Source organism: Ochrobactrum sp. BTU1, from assembly GCA_018798825.1.
GTDB lineage: Bacteria > Pseudomonadota > Alphaproteobacteria > Rhizobiales > Rhizobiaceae > Brucella.
In genome coordinates, this window is the sequence record CP076355.1 from 1,231,806 (window position 1) to 1,251,730 (window position 19,925).

Consider the following 19,925-nt stretch of genomic DNA (forward strand, 5'->3'; position numbering starts at 1 on the left):
CATGGGACGAGAGCCGCCAATTCATTATTTCTTAGCGCCAAAGATTGCGTTGAATTCCTTCAACGTTTCATCGCGCTTGCCGTATACGGCTTCTGCATCAATCTTGAGAATTTTCAAATCGCTGATGAGAGGACGGTTTGCAGCAACGTCAGAACGTGCTGGCATCAAGTAGGTGTCAGCAACCAGCTTCTGGCCTTCATCAGAAAGCATGTAATCGATGAACCGCTTTGCTTCGTCCTGATTTTTCGACCAGTTAAGGATCATGGCCGGGCGTGGTGCAATCACAGTTCCCGATGTCGGGAAGACCACTTCAATCGCTTCGCCCTTGGCCTTTCCTGCAAGCGAAATGTAATCGACGGCGCCAAAAACTGCAGCTTTTGCGCCCTGAAGCACGGGGTTCAGCGCTTCAGCGTTGGCACCCCCAGCAATTGCACCGTTTTTATGCAGATGTTTGAATAGATCCCAGCCCTGTTCCGCTTGCAGCGCAGCTATGAGCTCAAAAGTAGCACCCGACTGCGACGGATCTGGCAAGTTCACAAGGTCCTTGTATTCTGGTTTGGCAAGATCAGCCCATTCGGTCGGTTTAGGTGTCTTGCTGTTCGGATTCCATGCGATTCCGAGCGCGGAAACACCCTGTGCAACAGCGGTTTCATTCTTCAGAAAATCAGGAACTTTTTCAGCATTGGGGCTGGTGTAAGCCACAAGCCAATCGCGCTTGGCAAAATCGGTCGCTGTATCCCAAGATGCCGAAATCAGCACGTCGACAACTGGATTGGCAGCCTCAGCCTCAATACGAGCCATGACCTTCCCGGTCGTTGCCTGAAAGACATTGACCTTTGTGCCCGTCTTTGCAGTGAAACCAGCCGCCAAGCCTTCAATCAGCTTGCCGGGGCCTGCCGAATAAACAGTGATATCAGCAAAAGCTGCCGTACTTGTGATTAAAGCAGCGGCAAATGCCATGCCCGCACTGAAAAAGGACTTCTTCATTGATCTCTCCTGAGATGTGTCTGAGATGAAAGAGTTATTAGGAAAACCAGCGGAGCTGTTCCGCATCGATTGCAATGCCCAACGGAACACCTGGCGAATGACGCGCGCTATCGAGATAGGTCAGCTCATGTCCCTCGTGCTGCGAACCGATGCGAACTGTTGTGAGGTGTCCATCACCGCGGAATTGCGTGCGCAGAACGGTGGCAGGAATGGATCCGTTACTCATTTCAACGCTGCGAACTGAGCGTGACGGCAACAACACATGCGTCGCCATTATGGGAGCAGAATGGTGCGCCAGGTGGATTTGCGTCTGCGCTATGCGATAGCCCTCATCATCGCGTTCAACCGGCATCACACAGCCAAGCCGGAGGAAATCGGCAACCGCTGGAGTGGTCGGCTGCGCAACAAGCATTTCTGGTGCCGCCAGTTGTTCGATAATACCTGCCCTCATGATCGCAACCTGATGCGCCAACGAGAAAGCCTCGCTCTGATCATGCGTCACATAAATGGCGGTAAGACCGAGATTGGTAACTAGCTGGCCAATTTCACTGACCATGTTTTCACGTAATTCGCGATCAAGATTAGAAAGCGGCTCGTCGAAAAGCACGATGCTGGGCTCGGCAACAATTGCACGTGCAATCGCCACGCGCTGTTGCTGACCACCCGACATTTCGCTGATCGAGCGATCTCCAAAGCCAGCAAGACCAACGCGATCCAGTGCAGCTGTCACGCGAGTCTCGCGCTCGACACGTCCAACTCCACGCATTTCGAGCGGAAATGAGACATTTCCATAAACAGACATATGCGGCCAGAGTGCGTAATCCTGAAACACCATACCAAGGCGACGCTTTTCAGGCGGTGAAAACCGGCTGCTTTTGGCATCAGCCACGGTTTCACCATTGATCGTGACAGACCCTCTGGTCGGGTGAAGCAATCCAGCAATAAGGCGAAGAAGTGTGGTCTTTCCGCAGCCCGATGGGCCCAAAAGTGCAAGCGTCTGACCTTTCGCGAGCGACAGATCAATGTTCTTGAGGATTGTGTTGCTGCCATAAGCGAGACCTAGGCCCTCTGCCTCTACAGCAACATCCGTGTGGATTTCAGTTTCATGTGACATAAGCGTGCAATCTGAATGGTTTGCGCGCTTTTATTCCGCCTGCGTGACATACAGATGACACCAGCACTCCCGGCTGCGTTCAGCGACCAGAATCACACCGCCCTCGTTTTCAACACAGCGCATAGAGAACCGACCATCAAAGTTAAATCTGCTGCTAGTTTATAGTATAATACTAACTTTTATTGTCTTTTTTCGACATTATTGTCCTAGCAAAATATACAATGAGCCGCAAATTTAACGAAAACTGCACCATTATTCACCAGAATGTTCGGTATATAAATATTTCGAAGTTTTTTATCAAATGAACATTGATATGAATTTCGAATACCCATAGACTCCGAAATCATTGAATTGAAATATATACATATACTTGTAATGCGAACAACATCGAAGGATGGCTGATATCAGCTTGATTTCGGCATACAGGAGGGAATATGTGTTTCAAGTTTAGTCCGCTCTTTGCTTCTCTGGCGGTTGTTGCTTTTTCTCCGCCAGCCGTTTTTGCTCAGACCCCTTCTGCGCAATTCACGGTTCAGATAACAATTGCTGGCGCCTGCCAGATCAACTCAGCAACCAATATGGATTTTGGCTCTCACGGGGTGCTCACAACCAACACCGACGCGACCAGCCTTCTCACGGTTCAATGCACCAATACCACCCCTTTTAACCTTGCGCTGAGTGCTGGTAGTGGAGGCTCTGGCGCGACAGTTATTAATCGCCTCATGACAGGCACAGGTGGCGCAACAGTCACTTACTCTCTTTATCAGACAGCTGCGAGAGACACAGTGTGGGGGACAACAGTGGGGACCAATACCCTTGCGGGAACGGGTACCGGCGCGCCGCAACAATTTACTGTCTATGGCCGCGTCCCTCCTCAGAACACCCCTGCACCGGGTGCCTATACCGATACGGTGACGGCAACCATCTCGTACTGAGCATAAAGGAAGAATATCATGCGTAGTCTAGTGTTAGCGGCGGCATTATTTGCCGGTCTGCACGTAACTCCTGCACTTTCGCAAAGTGTCTCGTTGCGGGTCTCTCCAGTGCTTGTCGATCTTAGCGCGCCAACCGCAGCCTCAAGCGTTCGTATATCAAATGATGCGAAACGCCCAATCAGCGTGCAGGTCAGGATTTTTAAATGGAGCCAGAACAACGGCGTTGACACCTACACCCCAGCCACCGATGTCGCAGTAAGCCCACCAATTTCGCAGCTAAAGCCTGGCGCAGAGAATATGGTCCGGGTGGTGCGTACGTCCAAACGCCCGGTAAAAGCTGAAGAGAGCTACCGACTGATTGTTGACGAACTACCAAGTTCTGCCAGAAAGAAATCTGGTACCGTCACCTTTGTAGTCCGGCATTCCATTCCAGTCTTCTTCTCTCCGGCGGAAAATGCAGGTGCTGAAGTTGCATGGAGCGCGCAGCCAAAATCTGGCGGCTATCAGGTCACTGCACGCAATACCGGCGACAAAAGGATGCGCATTTCTGATCTCGCAGTAAAAAGCAAAGGTGGCGCCTCGGTCGCACAGCAAAAAGGGCTCGTCGGATATGTCCTTGGGAATTCTAGCGCTTCCTGGTTTATTCGCGGAACCGGAGGTAGTCGAGGTGGTGGCTCGCTGATGATCTCAGCACAAAGCGAAGCTGGCCCCATAAATGTCCAAGCGAACAACAGGGGCGGTTGACCTCGCTGTCTTGACGATTGCTTGTCTGTCAATTTTCTCGGACTTTCCGAAGGCTGCGGCTCAAGATTTGCCACCCCCGTTGGCGGAACTCAAACACTCCGACATCGAATTTTTCGAGCTGCAACTTGAAGTCTTCGTGAATGGCTCCTCTACTGAGTTGATTGCGTCCTTTCGTCAAACACCCGACGGGCTCCTCTTGATCGAGCCAGAGCAACTGAAAAATGTTGGCATAAAACCTGCAAAGGAAGCAACCACGGAAGATGGCTGGGTCGATATAGGTCGGCTACCGGGCGTAGTGGCAATTTACGACGAAGAAAAACAAACCGTAAATTTTAATGCTACGGAAGCAAGCCGCGCGGCGCGCGTCATCGATGCACAGCCCGACGACATACCGCTCACGCAGGAGGAGGAAAAGCCCGTCATCACCAGCAACATGGGAGGTTTGGTCAACTACACCGTTTATGGCTCGACCGGTGGCCCGAAATGGGACGACCTCACGTCATTCCAAGGCGTTTCGAGCCTGCTCGAAGGTCGAATATTTGGACGGTATGGCGTTGTCACTTCCTCGCAAATTCTAAGTTCGTCCGACGCCGACAAATTCGGGACCACGCGGCTCGATACGCGCTGGTCCTATTCCGATCCAGATCACCTGATGACATATAATGCGGGCGACATCATCTCTGGCGGCCTTTCTTGGACCCGTCCCACACGTCTGGGCGGCATACAAATCCGCCGCAACTTCAACCTCCGCCCAGATCTGGTAACAATGCCCCTGCCTGAGCTTTCAGGATCCGCCGCCGTTCCCTCCACCGTCGATATCTACGTCGACAATGCCCAACGCGCCTCGCGCTCGGTGCCCTCGGGTCCATTCTCAATCACCAATTTACCGATTGTAACAGGATCAGGGACAGCGCGGTTGGTTGTTCGTGACGCGTTGGGTCGCGAAACAGTCTCCGAAACGCCATTCTACGCATCATCCGATCTTCTATCAAAAGGACTGGCAGATTTCTCAGCCGAGATAGGATTTGCGCGGCGCTATTATGGAGTGGAGTCAAATAATTATGATGAAAGGCCTATTGGTTCGGCGACACTGCGCTATGGACTAACCAATCAACTCACCCTTGAAGCCCATGTCGAAGGGGCCGAAAATTTTTATAACGGCGGCGCTGGTAGCGTCTTCAATATCGGCACTTTCGGCATTGGCTCCATTGCAGCGTCGGCAAGCCAGTTCGGTGGAGAGCGAGGATATCAGGTCGCGGCCAGCCTTGAGGCTGAACTTTGGGGCATCAAGTTTTTCGGCAGAACACAGCGGACCTTTGGCGATTACAACGATATTGCGTCCGTTACTGCCGATGTCGCAAAATACGGACTTCCTTCAACCATCTATAGTGCAAGACCTCCACGCTCACTTGACCAAGCGTCAATATCTCTGCCGCCCCAGTTTGAAAACCTGAACCTCAATTTTTCCTATGCACAGCTTGAAACAGCAGACTTCGACAGATCACGTATCCTCAGCATGACTGCTACAAAGGGGATCGGACAGAATGGGAACGCGTTCCTCTCAGCCTTCACCGATCTTGAACGCAAAGGTTCCTTTGGCGTTTTTGCCGGTCTTTCGTGGATGCTGGATGGTAACATCACCGCGTCGAGCGGTATATCCTCTGACGATAAGGGCACCAGCTTCACAGCCGAACTGATGAAGTCTGAGCAGCCAGTTGTCGGAAGCAGCGGTTGGCGCGTACGCGGTTCTTACGGTCAGAACGACATTGTTGCAGCCAGTGGAAGCTATCGGAGTTCCATAGGGCGCGCTGAAGCAGGCGTTGAAAAGTTCAATGACAACATCCGTGGCAATGCACAGTTTGAAGGCTCGATTATAGCAGCCGGTGGCGGTGTTTTCTTGTCTAATCGCGTAGATGATGCCTTCAGCGTTGTTGATGTTGGCGCGCCAGATGTCGAGGTCTTTTACGAAAATCGTCCCATTGGAAAGACCGACAAGCGCGGAAAGTTCCTTGTTACCGACCTTCGCTCCTATGAAGCCAACGCCATCTCTATCGATCCTTCGAACCTGCCACTCGATGCCAGCGTGGAAACAACCCGCCAGATCGTCCGGCCGAGCGACCGTAGCGGGGCTGTCGTTGATTTCAACGTTTCCGCCCAGAACAATCCGGTCCTTGTGACCATTCGTGACGAAGCAGGCGAATATGTTGAAACAGGCGCTTCGGTGAAGCTCAACGGCGTTGGCGACGCAATCGTCGGTTACGAGGGACAAGTTTACATCGAAAATGCCGCCAGCTCCAATACACTCACCATACAACAATCAAACGGTGAAAATTGCACCGTTACTTTCAATGCTCCCGCCAGTGCGAATAGTCGCACAACAATTCCTGATGCCGTCTGCCGGAAAGACCAATGAAAAAACTTTTTCTGACGATCGTTGTCGTGATATTCCTGAGCCTCACAGGCATCAGCGTTGTGCTCGCGCAAACCTGCACAGCCAGCATCACCAACATGAATTTTGGCACCGTCAATCTTCAGGCAGGGGGTGCCGTGGATACCACTGCTACACTGAGTGTCACCTGCTCGAGTTCACTCAATCTCGCACTTCTGATGCGCCTATGCCCCAATCTTGAAGCCGGCAGCGGTGGAAGCTCTGGGAGCACTAGGCTGATGGTAAGCGGTGCCAACACGTTGTCTTATCAGTTTTACCACGATGCAAATCGCACGCAGCCCTGGGGCTCTTCCACAAATACAACTTTGGGAACTGTGGAGCCAATTGACGTGATTGCCCCTATTTTAGGCTCAGGCACAGCGACCAGAACGATCTATGGTCGTGTTTTGGGAGCGCAGGCATCGAAGCTTGCCGGAACTTACCTATCAACTTTTGGCGCTGGTCAAGCGCGAGTTAACTATGTTCGCTATCTGCTTGGAGCACCCGACTGCGCTGCAGTCGTAGAAAACACCATCCAACCGACCTTCAGCGTGCAAGCCGTCATTAATCGTTCCTGTACAGTCGCAGCGACTGCGATCAATTTTGGTTCCCGAAGCAATTTGACTACCAATGTGGATGCCACTGGCACGCTAACCATTAACTGTACATCGGGACTGCCATACAGTGTCGCTTTGAGCGGCGGACTAAGCAACGCCCCACCAACCCAACGGCGCATGACTCTCGGTTCAAACGCAGTGATTTACGGCCTATATTCCAACAGCGCTCGCACAGTACCTTGGGGTAGTGCGGCAAACCAGATTGTTGCCCGTACAGGAACAGGCGCTACAGAAAGTGTGACCGTCTATGGTCGCGTCGCTCCTCAAACCACACCGACTTCCGGCACTTACACAGACACCGTGATCGTTACGATCAACTATTAAAAGCCCGGCCATCACAGGCCGGGCCAAGTTCACGACAGATGGAGACAATTAATATTATCAGTCGTCTTTATGTTCTGTGTGTTTGTGACCATCATGCTTGTGGCCTTCGTCGCCGTCATGGATCTTCCCGGATCCCCCAACCGCAACAATGTTGAATGGCTTGCCATCAACCTTGATGTCTGCCGCCTTTTCGAGTGAAACAGCATTCACAAATGCGGTTTGCTCCGAAGGGGATAGCTCACAACAACATTTTCTCCCGCAAAAGCAATGGTATGTTATATTATTACGCTTATATTTACAATCGCAAGGGGCAATGTGCAAGAATTCACAGTTGCGTCGAGGTTCAGGAGAAGCGTTAAGCATATACAGAGCGTCGAAATATAAAGGCACACGCAAATCCGTTGGATCATTCAATAAATTGTAGTGCATCCGGATCAGTGCCGGTTAAAATGCCCAGACTTTTAGGGCGGACTCGTTTCGCTTAAGTGCTCTGCTTCTGGCCCAACCTAGGGCCAATTCAGAAAAGCGTCGGAGACGAGGTTGGACCGCATCGTTGAAGCCTATCAAGTATTTTCTGAACGCGATTGTGCGGATGAACCATCCTTGGATTGGTCATATTTCTGCGCTATGAGTCTGCTCAGACATCCCGTTAATGCAGCAATTTCAGAATACTTGGAATTTGTCGGCAATGCCTCCAATGCGGACCGGGCTTGGATGATAGAATATGGGCAGGACCTGCTTCGATTCCGCAATACACATGAATGGTGTCGAGGGAACACGACATCATTTCTTGAGGAATTGCAGGAGGCCCCCACAACTCTTATTGGATGGCTGCATCGGCATCTGGTCGCTGGAAAGGCGGTAGCCGTCAACAACGTCCAGGGTCTGCCGCGTGTGGCTCGCGCGATTCAGGTTGAGTTCACGCGTCAGGGTAACAAGAGCATATTGAGCATTCCGATTTTCTATCAGAGTCGATTGCGGGGCATCATCGGATTTGACACGACACGCGCATGTCATCAATGGTCCGGCGGCGAAATCAAAGCAATGTTTCAATGCGCCAACCTGATTGCTCAGGCAAAATATGGCACAATGGATAACCAGTTTGAAAAGCTTCCCGCAGAAGAATCAGAGCCGTTGGTCTATTTGCGAAAACGCGGCGTTGTACGCGGAGTAGAGCCTGAAACTATCGTCGGCGTCCGTTCTGCTGGCAATTATAGCGAGATTTGGCTCAATGATGGTTCAATGCTGCTCGATGCACGCCCGCTCGGCATTTGGTTGAGCATTTTACCGGAAAGCCATTTCTTTCGTGTTCATCGGACAGCTTTCGTCAACGCACTTCACGTTTCCCACGTCGATCGGAGCAGGCCGGACAAATGGTTGATCAAAATGCGCTCCATCCAGCAATCATGGCCGGTGTCTCGCATTTATCGCAAACCCTTGCGCGAAAGACTTGGTATCTGAAATGCTGATCTTGCGTGGGCAGCATCGATTTCGTTGAGAGCGATGATCTCTTTGCGCATGGCTCAAAGCGCAATCCTCAAGCGTTTCCCGACCAGAACCGAGTAAAACCCCTCTGGAAGCAATGACGTCGACATCCAAGTCGACGCCCTGATATATTTTATGCCGATATTACGCAAAAACAGTTGTGATCGCCTTTATGGTCGCATCGACTATTTTGTCAGCCTCTTCCCGCGTGAGACATAATGGTGGTGCAAAGCCCAGAATGTCACCTTCAGGCATTGCACGGGCGATCACGCCATTGGCGAGGAGTGCGGCTGAAACCTGTGCACCAATTTTTAAAGACGGATCGAAGAATTTCCGATCGTCTCGATCATCGACAAACTCAATTGCCGCCATCAAACCTTCACCACGAACATCCCCTACATGCCGGTGTCCGCCAATTGCGTCTTCCAGCGCTTCACGGAGATATCTGCCCGTCGAGCCCGCATTTTCAACAAGATCGAGCTCATCAATCAATTTTAGATTGGCAACGCCTGCGGCAGAACAAATTGGATGCGCAGAGTAGGTCCAACCATGACCAATTGGCCCCATCTGGTCCGATCCTTGAACGAGCACTTGCCACATACGCTCGGAAACAATCGAGCCCGATAGAGGGGCATAAGCGGAGGTGAGACCTTTGGCGATTGTGATCAGGTCCGGTTTCATACCATAGTGTTCAGATCCGAACATGCTGCCAAGACGGCCAAAACCTGTGACCACTTCATCAGCAACGAGCATGATATCATAACGGTCCAAAACCGCTTGTATCTTCTGCCAGTATCCGGTTGGCGGCGGCACGATACCGCCGGTTCCCAACACTGGCTCACCGATGAAAGCTGCAATGGTATCAGCACCTTCAGAAAGGATCATCTCTTCAAGCTTGTCGGCACAATATTGCGAGAATTGTTCTTCACTCATTGAGCGGTCTGCGCGGCGAAAATAATATGGCGACTCGGTGTGCAGAACCGGGGCACGCGGCAGATCAAATGCATTATGAAAAGTAGCAAGACCGGTCATGCTTCCTGTCATCACGCCCGAACCGTGATAGCCGCGCCAACGCGAAATGATCTTCTTCTTTTCCGGACGACCAAGGATATTGTTGTAATACCAGATGAGCTTCATGTTTGTCTCATTGGCGTCTGAGCCTGAGAGACCGAAGTAAACGCGGCTCATATGTTGAGGAGCTCGGTCGATGATCATCTTAGCCAGCGCGATCGAAACCTCAGTGCCATGTCCGACATATGCATGATAATAGGCAAGATTTCGCGCCTGTTCTGCAATCGCATCCGCGATTTCCGTACGACCATAACCAACATTGACGCAGTAAAGACCAGCAAAGGCATCCAGACTCTTGCGGCCGCTGATATCCTCAATGTAAACGCCCTCGCCACCCTTCAATACGCGCGTCGGCGTTTCCCCACGTGCATGCATCCCCATATGCGTAGAGGGATGAAAAAAGTGATCGCGATCCCAAGCGGTGAGTTCATTGCTGGTATTCAACATGGGTGTATTTCCTTCCTTGTCGCAACGCTTTCACGCAGCGGTATCGATGCAAAGATATTTGAGCTCGGTGAATGCTTCTATGCCCTGATGAGAACCTTCACGGCCCAACCCGGATTGCTTCCAACCACCAAACGGTATCGGCGCTCCGGTAATTTTTGCGCGGTTGATCGCGACCATTCCAAATTCCAACGCGCGTCCCATCCGCAGCTGTCGCGCACCATTGGCTGTCACTACATAGGCGACCAAACCGTACTGTGTCGCATTTGCGCGTAAGATCACCTCGTCTTCGTCATCAAATGCAGAAATCGCTGCGACTGGGCCAAATGTTTCTTCACCCATGATCGCAGCTTCATCGGGTACATTGCTGAGCAGTGTCGGTTCAAAGAAAAGAGTGTGCTCACCAATGCGTTTACCTCCCACTTCAATCCTTGCGCCACGCTTCACAGCGTCGCGAACATGCTCTTCAATCTTATCGATTGCGCGGCTATGCATCATCGGTCCGATTTCGATATCCGCATCAAGACCGTTTCCAATTTTAAGTTTGCTTATCCGCTCTGCGAACGCTTGACTGAAAGCCGGAAGAATAGCGCGCTGAACGAAAATACGGTTTGCCGCCAAACAATCTTGTCCTGAGGTCGCAAACTTTGCAGCCATAGCCACATCGACCGCGCGGCTAACATCAGCATCATCGAAAATGATCAAGGGTGCGTGGCCTCCGAGCTCCATAACCAAGCGCTTGACGCTCGAGGCGCACTTCGCGGCAATCAATTTGCCTATTTCCGTAGATCCGGTGAAGCTTATAGCCTTCACACGTTGATCGCGGCACATTGCATCCACAATTGGCGCTGCCTTGCCAGTCACCACATTAAAAACTCCGGCAGGCATCCCTGCTCGTTCTGCAAGCTCGGCTAATGCCAGCGCCGATAATGGTGTTTCGGACGAGGGATGCACGATAACAGCACAACCAGCCGCAATGGCTGCTGCAGCTTTGCGGGCAATCATCGCGTTAGGAAAATTCCAAGGTGTTATCAGTCCCACGACACCCAATGCTTCACGGCGCACCAGCATTTCCGCATGCGATAAATGGCTCGCGATGGTCTCACCATTCAACCGTTTGCCTTCTTCAGCAAACCATTCAATAAACGCAGCTCCATAGTCGATCTCACCACGCGATTCATCCAAAGGCTTTCCTTGTTCTAGCGTCATAAGCAAAGCAAGGTCTTCGCGGTGTGCCAAAACGAGCTCATACCACTGACGCAAGATCGCCGCCCGTTCCTGTGGCAGCTTGTTGCGCCAGTTTGGAAAGGCTTTTTGAGCTGCCTCTACTGCAACAAATACTTGAGCTTCACTTAAACTCGCCACCCGTGCAAGCTGCTTTCCTGTGGCAGGATCAGACACTGCGAAGCTTTCCGCCTTGTCGCCAGCAACCCAACGTCCGTTGACATAACCAAGCTCGCGAAAGAGATGTTTGTCCCCAAGCCTGCTGAGACTGTCATGTTTTATCGGGTCATCCAGAACGACATTCATTTCGCTTCTCCCACTTCTGGAAGAAACATCGCATAGGTTGACGCGCCATTTGGACCAAAGGCGCAGCGCGCACCAGCAGTGTTGGTCTAAACTTCAGGGGCATACAGAACCTTTGGTCTATTCCGCCTCGCTTGAAACGATAGATAAAGGCGTTCCCATTCGGTCGTCTTTCACCAATTTCGTAACAATGTAAGTGTAATAGCGCTCAATACCAATATTCTGATCAAGAAGCCGATCGATCAAGCGCTGATAAGCGTCAATGTCGTGAACCATAATCATCAGGAAGTAATCAACGCCACCACCCACAGACCAGCACGAGACAATCTCAGGAACTGCTGTTATCGCGCGCTCAAAACGATCAAAATCGGCCTGGCGATGATTACCAAGCGTAATTTGCACCATGACCTGTGCGACGGGAGCAATTTTCCGAAAAGCAATGCGGGCGTGATAGCCTGTTACAATACCGGCTTCTTCTAACTTGCGCAGCCGCAGCCAGCACGGTGTGGGCGAAAGTCCAACTTTTTCTGCAAGCGCCATCTTGGTGATACGCGCATTCGCCTGCACCGCTTCAAGAATACGAAGATCAACAGCATCGAGCTTGAGGGCGGATTTCATTTGACCGATCCAATTTGAGTGCGCGTCTGTCCCTGTTCATTGGCACGGTAGTCCACACCATTCAAGAATAAGTTGTCAAAAGCCATCACACGCCAATATTGTAATGATCCAATATAAGTATTGACATGATCTATTTGGTCTTCCAATCTTAACTCAATAATAAAATCACACATATGGGGAACGGCAATGCGGCCTTAAGGTTTCGCAAAGCGCGCGCAATTGCGCCGCGTTGCAGTTCGTTTAACGCAAGCCAGATGAACGATGCATCGTTTCTCCATTTGTCCAACGCAGTGAGGCAGATAACGTGCCCGATATTATTGGTCTTGGGGAAATTGAAGAAGCGCGCGATCGGCTAAAAAGCCATATCGAACGTACGCCACTCGCTTTTTCCGAGAGCCTCAGTAAGCAATCACGTGTGCCCGTCTATCTAAAACTTGAAAACAGGCAACTGACTGGCAGTTTCAAATTGCGTGGTGCAACCAATGCCGTTCGCAGTATGTCCCCTTCTGAGCGACAGAAAGGCCTTGTTACAGCATCGACCGGCAATCACGGGCGCGCGCTGGCATATGCCGCATCGACTCTCGGTCTGACGGCCACAATATGCCTCTCCGCCCTTGTTCCACGCAACAAGGTTGAAGCGATCCGTGAGCTGGGAGGAGAGATCCGCATTGTTGGCAAATCGCAGGATGACGCCATGGAAGAGGTCACGCGCCTTGTGTCGGAGAAGGGCATGAATGCAGTGCCACCCTTTGATGATCCACGCGTGATCGCAGGTCAAGGCACAATCGGGCTTGAGATTATAGAAGACCTTCCAGATGTAGGAACTGTTCTTGTTCCGCTGTCTGGCGGCGGGCTGGCGGCGGGCGTAGCCGCTGCAGTCAAGGCTAAGCGCCCTCAGACCCGCATCATCGGCATATCAATGCAAAGAGGAGCTGCGATGGCTGCAAGCCTTAAAGCCGGCAAACCGGTAAGTGTCGAAGAACAAGATACTCTCGCAGATTCACTTGGTGGGGGCATAGGCCTCGATAACCGCTGGACTTTTTCCATGTGCAAAGCGTTGCTGGACGAAATTATCCTTCTTGATGAAGCAGAGATTGCTGCAGGCGTGAGACATGCTGCACAGCAGGAGGATCAAATCATCGAGGGAGCGGCAGCGGTCGGTCTCGGGTTCTTACTTGGTCGAAAAGCCACCCCCCCTGGTCCAACTGCCATTATCCTATCTGGAGGTAATATCGATCCCGAACAACACCGCAAGATTATGACTGACAACTATCGGAGGGTCGGCTGATGGTCGAAATGAGAATCCTGACTGAAGCCGACCTGCGTGAGATCATCTCGCTTGATCTCGAAACCATTGCTTGTGTGGAAAATGCGTTTCGCGCACTAGCAGGCGGCGAAGTTCGTATGCCGCCAATCCTACGGCTCGATATTCCTGCTCACAGGGGCGAAGTGGATGTCAAAACAGCCTACATTCCCAATCTCGATAGCTTCGCCATCAAGATTAGCCCCGGCTTTTTCAATAACCCGTCAATTGGTCTCCCTTCCACAAATGGCCTAATGATCCAGTTTTCCGCCAAGACCGGACTGATCGAAGCGCTTTTGCTGGACAACGGGTATTTGACCGATGTGAGAACGGCCGCAGCAGGGGCAGTAGCCGCAAAGTACCTTGCACGCGACGATGCTCATATCGCAACTATCTTTGGTGCAGGAATGCAGGCGAAACTTCAGTTGCAGGCGCTTGCGCTGGTGCGCCCCATAACTCGAGCCCGCATTTGGGCGCGCGAATATGACAAAGCTGAAAATGCTGCTCGTCAGCTTCGGGATATGCTTGGCATACCGGTCCAAGCCATACGAGAGGCAAAGGATGCATGCCGCGGCGCAGATATCATCGTCACAGCGACGCCTTCGGATACACCAATCATCAAGGCAGACTGGTTGGAGGCAGGACAGCATATCACGGCAATGGGCTCGGATGCTGAGCACAAGAACGAACTTGACCCTGCCATTTTCGATCGTCCAGTTACCTACGTCGCAGATAGCATCAAACAGACGAGCAGGCTCGGGGAACTCCATCACGCAATAAAAGCCGGTATCGTCAATGCCGAGGGTAATTTTTCAGAACTCGGTCAGGTGATCATTGCTTCAAGTGCAGCCAAACGTGAGCCCCATGCGATCACTGTTTGTGATCTGACTGGAACCGGCGTGCAGGACACCGCGATAGCCCACCTCGCCACAAAGCGCGCCAGCCTTTTCGATAACGGTGCGAAGATTGATTCAAGCAAAACCGCAGGAGCCAGCCGATGAGTGTGGAACTCAATTTCAGCCGCACGGAATATGATCAGCGAATTGCCAAGACCCGGCGCGCCATGGAAAAAGCGGGCTTTGATGTCATCATTGTCAGCGATCCATCCAACATGCATTGGCTGACAGGATATGATGGCTGGTCCTTCTATGTCCATCAATGTGTTGTTTTGGCGATGGAGGGGGAACCGATCTGGTATGGCCGGGGGCAGGATGGCAATGGCGCAAAGCGTACCGCTTGGATCGATCATGACAATATTATCGGCTATCCCGATCACTATGTGCAGTCGCTGGAACGACATCCAATGGATTTGCTTGCGTCCATTCTTGATGACAAAGGTTGGGGTAATAAAACTTTTGCTGTCGAATTCGATAACTACTGGTATACCGCAGCTGCCCACCATGCGCTGCAAAAGCATTTGCCGAACGCGCAGTTCAAAGATGCCCAAGGGCTCGTGAACTGGCAGCGTGCAATCAAAAGCCCAACCGAACTCGACTACATGCGAAAGGCGGGCCGCATCGTCGAAGTGATGCATAAACGTATCGCTGAAAGCGTCGAGCCAGGAATGCGCAAATGCGACCTGGTCGCTGAAATATATGATGCCGGAACACGCGGCGTCGACGGCTTTGGCGGCGATTATCCCGCAATCGTGCCTCTATTGCCGTCTGGTACCGACGCCTCTGCCCCTCACCTCACCTGGAACGATCTGCCTATGAAAACAGGCGAAGGGACTTTTTTCGAGATCGCGGGCTGCTACAAACGGTATCATTGTCCGCTCTCGCGCACCGTCTTTCTTGGCAAACCAACCCAAGCCTTTCTCGATGCGGAAAAAGCAACGCTGGAGGGGATGGAAGCAGGCCTTGCAGCGGCACGTCCGGGCAACACATGCGAAGATATCGCGAATGGCTTTTTTTCCGTACTGAAAAAACATGGGATCATTAAGGACAATCGTACCGGCTACTCAATCGGGCTCTCGTACCCGCCCGATTGGGGTGAGCGCACGATGAGCTTGCGTCCCGGAGACCGCACGGAACTCAAACCCGGAATGACATTTCACTTCATGACAGGTCTTTGGCTTGAGACGATGGGACTCGAAATAACAGAGAGCATCGTGATCACCGAAACCGGCGTCGAATGTCTTTCCAACGTACCACGCAAGCTTATCGTGAAAGACTAGGACCGGATAATGATGCACGCCTCCTCGCTTTCCCGCCCGTCTCCGATTACACCGACTGTTGATCTCAACCGCGAAGGTGTCCAGCACGGTCATCTGCGTCTGCCGTGGTCACGCGATGACTCCGCATGGGGCTCGTTGATGCTCCCCATTTGTGTGATCAGCAACGGTGACGGCCCTACGGCGCTGTTGACTGGAGGAAACCACGGTGACGAATATGAAGGTCCGGTCGCGCTCTATGATCTTGCAGCCAATCTTAAGCCCGAGCAGATTAATGGGCGTATAATTATTGTGCCGGCAATGAACTATCCTGCCTTCCTGGCGGGCTCGCGGACATCCCCCATAGATAAGGGAAATCTCAATCGCAGTTTTCCGGGACGTCCCGACGGCTCAGTTACCGAAAAGATTGCCGACTATTTTACCCGTTATCTACTGCCCAGCGCGGATATAGTCATGGATTTTCATTCTGGTGGGCGGACGCTGGATTTTCTGCCCTACGCGGCAGCACATTCTTTGCCGGATGCCGCACAGGAAGCCCGCTGCTTCGCCGCCGTCAAAGCCTTCGGTGCACCGTTCTCCATGCGAATGATCGAGATCGACGCCGTCGGTATGTATGACACTACTGCTGAGGAAGCAGGAAAAGTTTTTGTCACCACCGAACTCTGTGGCGGCGGCACGATTTCGGCTTACACGGCAGGAATTGCGAAGCGTGGTCTTCGCAATCTTCTGCGCCACGCAGGGATTCTTGAAGGTGAAGTCGAACTATCACCGACGACATGGCTGGAGATGCCGTCGCAAGATTGTTTTGGCTTTGCAGAAACGGATGGACTGTTGGAGCCTCTGGTCGATTTGGGTGCCGAGCTCCGTAAAGGCGATGTTGTCGCCCGCGTTCATCCGGTGACACGCACGGGTGCTGCGCCACAAGAATATCGCGCGGCACTCGACGGTCTACTCGCCGCCCGCCACTTTCCTGGACTTGTGAAGATGGGGGACTGTCTATCAGTCATTGCGACCACCAGTGGAGAACCCACTTCAGGATAAGTCAGCCATTTCCACCCAATTGCAAGCCGGACCAAAAACCAACCGGCATCTATACAGAGGAGTGAACACTATGCACATGAAATTAGCTTTTTCCGTTTTGCTTTCCGTAGTTACCACGGTTGCATTGACTGTCCCCTCACGGGCAGTCACCATTGATGAACTCAAAAGCGCGGGCTTCGTCCGTGGCGCAACGGCAAACGAAGTCCCCTATGGTTATATGGACGCAAGCGGAGCCGCTAAAGGCATTGGCCCCGATGTTGCTGCTGCGGTTTTCAAGAAACTTGGCATTAATGAAATCGATTGGACGGTAACACCATTTGGATCACTCATTCCTGGCCTAAAAGCCAAGCGCTTTGAATTTGTCGGAGCAGAACAGAACGTACTGCCCGACCGTTGCAAACAGGTTCAGTTTACTGTCGCCAATTCAAGCTATGGCGAAGGCCTGTTGGTCCCCAAGGGTAACCCGAAGAAAATCCATTCCTATGATGACATCAAGAAGGATCCCTCGCTGAAAGTCGCGATTGTTTCGGGTGCAGATCAAATCGACTTTCTACATGGCATGGGTATTGATGAATCTCAGATCGTCATGATCCAGGGTAATGCTGATGCGCCATCGACAGTGCAGACCGGCAGGGCTGACGCCTATGCTGCGACGGAATTGACCGTTGCAAAGCTGGTTGAAAACTCACCTGAACTTGAGCAGGCGCATCCTTTTACTGATCCCGTTGTAGACGGCAAATCCGCACGCAGTTTCGGCGCATTTAGCTTCCGCCCAGAAGACAAGGAATTCTACGAGGCATTCAACAAAGAGCTGATCGAATTCAAGAAGACTGATGATTACAAGAAAATTCTGATGACATATGGCTTGAGCGAAGAAAGCGTCGAAGCAGCGCGGACGGTCGACACGACGGCTCTTTGCAACGCAAAGTAAAACCTTTGGCCGTCTGCCAAGACTGGAAACGGCTTGGCAGACATTGGCCCATCTCAGACGGGAGCGGACCATATGCATTGGACCGAATATCTTCCTGCTCTCTTAAAAGGAGCACAAATAACCGTCTTACTTGCTTTGAGTTCGATGGTTCTCGGTACAGTGCTTGCCTTCGCTGCGGGCATTGCCCGATTTGCAGGCGGGCCAATCCTTTCCATGGTTGCAGTCATCTATATCGAGATTTTTCGTGGAACGTCGCTGCTTGTGCAGTTGTTCTGGCTTTACTACGCGTTACCTTTGGTGGGCATCTCCTTCGATCCTATTACCACTGGTATCGTGGGGCTTGGCCTTAATATTGGCGCTTATGGCGCCGAAGTTGTTCGAGGTGCACTGCAGGCTGTGCCCGAAGCACAACACGAAGCTGCGCGTGCACTCAATTTCGGCAAGTCCCACACGCTATTTCACATCGTTTTGCCACAGGCCATTGTTGAAATGATGCCCGCCTTTGGCAATCTCGCCATACACAATCTCAAAGATACCGCCCTTGCCTCGCTGATCGCGATTAGCGACCTCACCTTCCAGGCCCAGCGGTTGCGCAATCTTACGCTCGACAATGTCACAATCTATTCGCTCACACTTTTGGGTTATTTCGCAATGGCGCTGGTCCTTGCCACCGGTATTCGCTGGCTCGAAAGGCGACTTCGTCGTCGAACAATGGCGGGAGGTTTCGCATGATTTACGGTTACGCCTGGGACACGTCATCCACCCTCTCTTTTGCCATTTCAATCATACCAATTCTCGCGATTGGCCTCACGGTTACGCTCAAGGCAGCCGCCACAGGCTTTGCGATCGCTCTGGTACTGGGACTCGTCTTCGCACTGCTACGCCGAAGCCCATACAAGATCATCTCGTGGCCGACTGCAGTCGTGGTGGAATTTTTACGCGATACACCACTGCTCGTTCAGCTGTTCTTTCTCTATTACGTACTGCCTGTTTACGGGATCGTGTTACCGGCATTCCTCACCGGCGCTCTGGCCCTCGGCTTGCAATACTCAGCATATACATCCGAGGTATATCGCGGCGGCATCGAAGCAATCCCACGCGGTCAATGGGAAGCGGCGCGCGCGCTTAATCTAACATCCTGGCGTACCTATCGGGATATAGTTATTCCACAGGCTATTCCTCGCATCATTCCCGCGATGGGCAACTACCTTGTTTCCATGCTCAAGGAAACACCTGTGCTGTCAGTTGTCAGCATTGTGGACATGCTCAATCTCGCCAATCTGATTGGCGATCGCACCTTTGAATATTTGGTACCATTATCGATGGTTGGTTTGATCTTCCTTGTCCTGACACTCATCTGTTCGACGCTTATACGCCTTCTCGAACGCACACTTCCAAAGAACGGGATTGCTCTTAAATGACCCAGGAAATAATCCGCTTTCAGGACGTAACCAAACGCTTTGGCGCTCTGACCGTACTCGATCGCTTCAATTTCACGGTTAAAACGGGTGAGAAAGTCACGCTGATCGGTCCATCGGGCTCAGGAAAATCGACTGTTCTACGCATTTTGATGACGCTTGAACCATTCCAGGAAGGCGAACTGGAGCTGGCAGGAATCCCCTATCATGAGCCGAATGGAAAAGGGCATTTCCTAGCCAGTGAAAAGCATCTACGCAAAATCCGATCACATGTCGGAATGGTGTTTCAGAGCTTCAATCTCTTCCCTCATATGTCCGTTCTAAGAAATATCATTGAGGCCCCGGTTCATGTACTGGGTATGGAAAGGGCTGAAGCTGAAGTCCGTGCACTCGAACTTCTGTCACTGGTAGGTTTGACCGATAAGAAGGATCATTATCCAGCACAGCTTTCAGGGGGACAGCAACAACGTGTGGCTATCGCGCGTTCACTTGCAATGCGTCCGCGCGTTCTCCTGTTTGACGAACCAACATCAGCACTCGACCCGCAGTTGGTAGGCGAAGTCCTAGCAGTCATTCGCAGTCTGGCGCAGGAGCACGACCTCACCATGCTCCTTGTCACACACGAAATGCGATTTGCTCGCGAAGTTTCCGACAGGGTGTGTTTCTTTGATAAAGGACGAATTTGCGAAGAAGGAACACCGGATCAAATCTTCCAATCGCCACAACAAGCTCGGACCAAGGAGTTTCTGCAATCAGTCCTCTGAT

19 protein-coding genes are annotated in these 19,925 nt (G+C 51.9%); 13 read left to right on the forward strand and 6 right to left on the reverse strand.

Features of this window, described 5'->3' with window-relative positions:
* Nucleotides 1-24: 24 nt before the first annotated feature.
* Both KMS41_17085 and KMS41_17090 read right to left on the reverse strand, forming a co-directional pair.
* On the reverse strand, nucleotides 25-987 hold the full coding sequence (locus tag KMS41_17085; protein QWK79207.1) for an ABC transporter substrate-binding protein: 963 nt from the start codon (nucleotides 985-987) through the stop codon (nucleotides 25-27).
* Nucleotides 988-1,024: 37 nt separating this feature from the next.
* Nucleotides 1,025-2,101 carry an ABC transporter ATP-binding protein gene (locus KMS41_17090; protein ID QWK79208.1) on the reverse strand — a complete coding sequence of 359 codons (1,077 nt, stop codon included), beginning with the start codon at nucleotides 2,099-2,101 and terminating at the stop codon, nucleotides 1,025-1,027.
* 434 nt (nucleotides 2,102-2,535) lie between these two features.
* Between KMS41_17090 and KMS41_17095 the strand changes: the two genes are divergently transcribed.
* Genes KMS41_17095 through KMS41_17110 form a run of 4 tightly spaced genes read left to right on the forward strand, consistent with a single transcriptional unit; the run spans nucleotide 2,536 to nucleotide 7,149 of the window.
* The gene (locus KMS41_17095) at nucleotides 2,536-3,036 is read left to right on the forward strand and encodes a spore coat U domain-containing protein (GenBank protein QWK79209.1); all 501 of its coding nucleotides are present in this window, start codon (nucleotides 2,536-2,538) and stop codon (nucleotides 3,034-3,036) included.
* Between the two features lie 18 nt (nucleotides 3,037-3,054).
* A complete protein-coding gene (locus KMS41_17100) occupies nucleotides 3,055-3,780 on the forward strand; it encodes a molecular chaperone (protein QWK79210.1) in 726 nt (241 codons plus the stop codon).
* A complete protein-coding gene (locus tag KMS41_17105) occupies nucleotides 3,752-6,193 on the forward strand; it encodes a fimbrial biogenesis outer membrane usher protein (protein QWK79211.1) in 2,442 nt (813 codons plus the stop codon). The genes KMS41_17100 and KMS41_17105 overlap by 29 nt, the downstream gene beginning before the upstream one ends.
* The gene (locus tag KMS41_17110) at nucleotides 6,190-7,149 is read left to right on the forward strand and encodes a spore coat U domain-containing protein (GenBank protein ID QWK79212.1); all 960 of its coding nucleotides are present in this window, start codon (nucleotides 6,190-6,192) and stop codon (nucleotides 7,147-7,149) included. Before KMS41_17105 ends, KMS41_17110 begins: the two co-directional genes overlap by 4 nt.
* 57 nt (nucleotides 7,150-7,206) lie before the next feature.
* Here KMS41_17110 and KMS41_17115 read toward each other — a convergent pair whose 3' ends face one another.
* Nucleotides 7,207-7,359: a hypothetical protein gene (locus KMS41_17115; GenBank protein QWK79213.1), complete on the reverse strand. Its 153-nt coding sequence runs from the start codon at nucleotides 7,357-7,359 to the stop codon at nucleotides 7,207-7,209.
* A 330-nt stretch (nucleotides 7,360-7,689) separates the two neighbouring features.
* On the opposite strand from KMS41_17115, the gene KMS41_17120 reads away from it, so the two are divergent.
* Nucleotides 7,690-8,610: a GAF domain-containing DNA-binding protein gene (locus KMS41_17120; GenBank protein QWK79214.1), complete on the forward strand. Its 921-nt coding sequence runs from the start codon at nucleotides 7,690-7,692 to the stop codon at nucleotides 8,608-8,610.
* A gap of 168 nt (nucleotides 8,611-8,778) precedes the next feature.
* Here KMS41_17120 and KMS41_17125 read toward each other — a convergent pair whose 3' ends face one another.
* The 3 genes from KMS41_17125 to KMS41_17135 form a co-directional block, all read right to left on the reverse strand.
* A complete protein-coding gene (locus tag KMS41_17125; GenBank protein ID QWK79215.1) occupies nucleotides 8,779-10,152 on the reverse strand; it encodes an aspartate aminotransferase family protein in 1,374 nt (457 codons plus the stop codon).
* A 30-nt stretch (nucleotides 10,153-10,182) separates the two neighbouring features.
* On the reverse strand, nucleotides 10,183-11,679 hold the full coding sequence (locus KMS41_17130) for an NAD-dependent succinate-semialdehyde dehydrogenase (protein ID QWK79216.1): 1,497 nt from the start codon (nucleotides 11,677-11,679) through the stop codon (nucleotides 10,183-10,185).
* Between the two features lie 117 nt (nucleotides 11,680-11,796).
* A complete protein-coding gene (locus KMS41_17135; protein QWK79217.1) occupies nucleotides 11,797-12,294 on the reverse strand; it encodes an Lrp/AsnC family transcriptional regulator in 498 nt (165 codons plus the stop codon).
* A gap of 313 nt (nucleotides 12,295-12,607) precedes the next feature.
* On the opposite strand from KMS41_17135, the gene eutB reads away from it, so the two are divergent.
* From eutB to ehuA, 8 genes are all read left to right on the forward strand, one after another.
* Entirely contained in the window at nucleotides 12,608-13,582 is a 975-nt protein-coding gene (gene eutB, locus KMS41_17140) for a hydroxyectoine utilization dehydratase EutB (protein ID QWK80290.1), read from the forward strand.
* A complete protein-coding gene (locus KMS41_17145; GenBank protein ID QWK79218.1) occupies nucleotides 13,582-14,598 on the forward strand; it encodes a cyclodeaminase in 1,017 nt (338 codons plus the stop codon). The genes eutB and KMS41_17145 overlap by 1 nt, the downstream gene beginning before the upstream one ends.
* Nucleotides 14,595-15,773 carry an ectoine hydrolase DoeA gene (gene doeA, locus KMS41_17150; GenBank protein ID QWK79219.1) on the forward strand — a complete coding sequence of 393 codons (1,179 nt, stop codon included), beginning with the start codon at nucleotides 14,595-14,597 and terminating at the stop codon, nucleotides 15,771-15,773. Before KMS41_17145 ends, doeA begins: the two co-directional genes overlap by 4 nt.
* Nucleotides 15,774-15,782: 9 nt before the next feature.
* Nucleotides 15,783-16,811: a N(2)-acetyl-L-2,4-diaminobutanoate deacetylase DoeB gene (gene doeB / locus KMS41_17155; protein QWK79220.1), complete on the forward strand. Its 1,029-nt coding sequence runs from the start codon at nucleotides 15,783-15,785 to the stop codon at nucleotides 16,809-16,811.
* Between the two features lie 76 nt (nucleotides 16,812-16,887).
* The gene (ehuB, locus tag KMS41_17160) at nucleotides 16,888-17,742 is read left to right on the forward strand and encodes an ectoine/hydroxyectoine ABC transporter substrate-binding protein EhuB (GenBank protein ID QWK80291.1); all 855 of its coding nucleotides are present in this window, start codon (nucleotides 16,888-16,890) and stop codon (nucleotides 17,740-17,742) included.
* Nucleotides 17,743-17,814: 72 nt separating this feature from the next.
* Nucleotides 17,815-18,474, forward strand: coding sequence for an ectoine/hydroxyectoine ABC transporter permease subunit EhuC (ehuC, locus tag KMS41_17165; GenBank protein QWK79221.1), 660 nt, complete (start codon nucleotides 17,815-17,817; stop codon nucleotides 18,472-18,474).
* Entirely contained in the window at nucleotides 18,471-19,163 is a 693-nt protein-coding gene (gene ehuD, locus KMS41_17170) for an ectoine/hydroxyectoine ABC transporter permease subunit EhuD (GenBank protein ID QWK79222.1), read from the forward strand. Before ehuC ends, ehuD begins: the two co-directional genes overlap by 4 nt.
* Nucleotides 19,160-19,924, forward strand: a complete 765-nt coding sequence (gene ehuA, locus KMS41_17175) for an ectoine/hydroxyectoine ABC transporter ATP-binding protein EhuA (protein QWK79223.1) — start codon at nucleotides 19,160-19,162, stop codon at nucleotides 19,922-19,924. The genes ehuD and ehuA overlap by 4 nt, the downstream gene beginning before the upstream one ends.
* The last annotated feature ends 1 nt before the right edge of the window (nucleotide 19,925 follow it).